At 52.1% G+C, this 2,090-nt stretch carries 2 protein-coding genes; one reads left to right on the top strand and one right to left on the bottom strand.

Annotated features, from left to right (window positions below; genetic code table 11):
* The first annotated feature begins 168 nt into the window (after nt 1-168).
* Nucleotides 169-1,173, top strand: a complete 1,005-nt coding sequence (locus ACTHUE_RS16660) for a quinone-dependent dihydroorotate dehydrogenase (protein ID WP_070504155.1) — start codon at nt 169-171, stop codon at nt 1,171-1,173.
* A 56-nt stretch (nt 1,174-1,229) separates the two neighbouring features.
* On the opposite strand, the gene rnhB is transcribed toward ACTHUE_RS16660, so the two are convergent.
* Nucleotides 1,230-1,823: a ribonuclease HII gene (gene rnhB / locus ACTHUE_RS16655; protein ID WP_039861927.1), complete on the bottom strand. Its 594-nt coding sequence runs from the start codon at nt 1,821-1,823 to the stop codon at nt 1,230-1,232.
* Nucleotides 1,824-2,090 lie beyond the last annotated feature (267 nt).

The following is a 2,090-nucleotide window of genomic DNA, read 5'->3' as shown; positions in this document are numbered from 1 at the left end:
AAGCCTCTCTCTTACCATTTTAATGAACTATCCGACTACACGCAAAAGCCCTATTTATTTTCATTTGACGCCAAACAATAAAATCATATCGATACAGACGTTTGGGGCAGTTTGACGGTTTCAGGTAAAATAACGCCAAATTCATCAACCGTTCAGAAAGCCGCCGCCATGTATTCACTCGTCCGCCCCATACTGTTCCGTTTCGATGCAGAAAAGGCCCATCATTTCACGCTCAACAGTTTGCGTTCTATCGAAAAACTCGGCCTGCTGCCCAAGGTGGACAGCCACACCCGGCCAACCGAGCTGATGGGTTTGCAGCTGCCCAATCCGGTCGGCTTGGCGGCAGGTTTAGACAAAAACGGCGAGTGTATCGATGCGTTTGCCGCTTTAGGTTTCGGCTTTGTCGAAATCGGCACGGTAACGCCCAAGCCGCAGCCGGGCAATCCGCAGCCGCGCCTTTTCCGTGTTCCCGAACACCAAGGCATCATCAACCGCATGGGTTTCAACAACCACGGCATCGACGCGATGATCCGCAACATTGAAAACAGCCGCTTTAAAGGCATTTTGGGCATCAACATCGGTAAAAATGCCGTTACGCCGATTGAAAACGCGGCCGACGATTATCTGATTTGCTTGGAAAAAGCCTACGCCCATGCGAGCTACATCACGGTCAATATTTCCTCCCCCAATACAAAAAACCTGCGTGCCTTGCAGGGCGGCGACGAGTTGAGCGCATTGTTGGAAGCCTTGAAAAACAAACAGGCGCAACTGGCGGCTGCGCATGGCAAATATGTGCCACTGGCGGTTAAAATCGCGCCGGATTTGGACGAAGCACAAATCGACGACATCGCCCATGTGGTCAAATCCGTGGAAATGGACGGCATCATCGCCACCAACACGACCATCGACAAATCCAGCTTGGGCAGCCATCCGCTCGCAGGCGAACAAGGCGGCTTGAGCGGCTTGCCCGTACGCGAGAAAAGCAATCAAGTGTTGAAACTTTTGGCGGAACGCATTGACGGCAAGCTGCCGATTATCGGCGTCGGCGGCATCATGAACGGCACGGACGCGGCAGAAAAAATCCGCTTGGGCGCCAGTGCGGTTCAAGTGTACAGCGGTTTGATTTATCGCGGCCCTGAGTTGATTAAAGAGTGTTTGGCTGCGTTGAAATAATACTTTTCCAAAAATAAGGCCGTCTGAAATCTTTCAGACGGCCTTTTGATATGCTTTCATTCTTCAAACAGATTGCCTTGTGCCAATAAGGTTTTGACCGGTGCGAAATTGCGGCGGTGTTCCGGCAAGACGCCGTATTGTTTCAACGCGGCCAAATGTTGCGCCGTACCGTAGCCTTTGTGGCGGTCAAACCCGTATTGCGGATAGCGTTTCGCCAATTCATACATTTCCGCATCACGCGCGGTTTTGGCCAAAACCGAAGCGGCGGAGATTTCAATAATTTTGCTGTCGCCTTTGACCACGGCTTCGGCAGGAACATTCAAATCTTTCGGCACGCGGTTGCCGTCTATCCACACTTTGTCGGGAGTGACCGACAGCCCCTCGACTGCGCGCTTCATCGCGGCCATGGTTGCGTGCAGGATGTTCAGTTGCAGGATTTCGTCAGGATCGGCAAAGGCAATGCTCCACGCAACCGCCTGTTCCTTAATCATCTGCGCCAACATATCGCGCTTTTTTTCGCTCAGTTTTTTTGAGTCGGTCAAACCCGGCAAGTCAAAATGTTCCGGCAAAATCACTGCCGCCGCAAATACGCTGCCGACCAAAGGGCCGCGTCCCGCTTCGTCCACGCCTGCGCTTAAAACCGTCGCCATTTCTTCACCACCTGTCTGATTCAAAGCCGCCATTATATCCGCTTGCGGCAGATAAAATCCGCAATAGGACAAGCCGTTGGGGAGCAGTTAAAATTTCATCTGCTTTACCAATCAGTTATAATTTACATCCCCACATACTGATACGTCTTACAACATGCCTGCCCAATCCGAACGCCTCCATTTTTCCGAACGCTGGCTCAACGCCTACGAACGCTACCGCTATCGCCGCCATATCCACGCCTTCCGCCTCGGCTTGGCAATCGTGTT

The organism is Neisseria sp. P0021.S005 (assembly GCF_051956955.1).
The sequence above is the reverse complement of the archived record's forward strand: the minus strand, read 5'-3'. Positions and strand labels throughout refer to the sequence as shown.

What these genes read in the sequence shown, in the direction of transcription:
- rnhB (WP_039861927.1), bottom strand. Translation starts at nt 1,823, where the DNA reads ATGGCGACGGTTTTAAGCGCAGGCGTGGACGAAGCGGGACGCGGCCCT.
- ACTHUE_RS16660 (WP_070504155.1), top strand. Translation starts at nt 169, where the DNA reads ATGTATTCACTCGTCCGCCCCATACTGTTCCGTTTCGATGCAGAAAAG.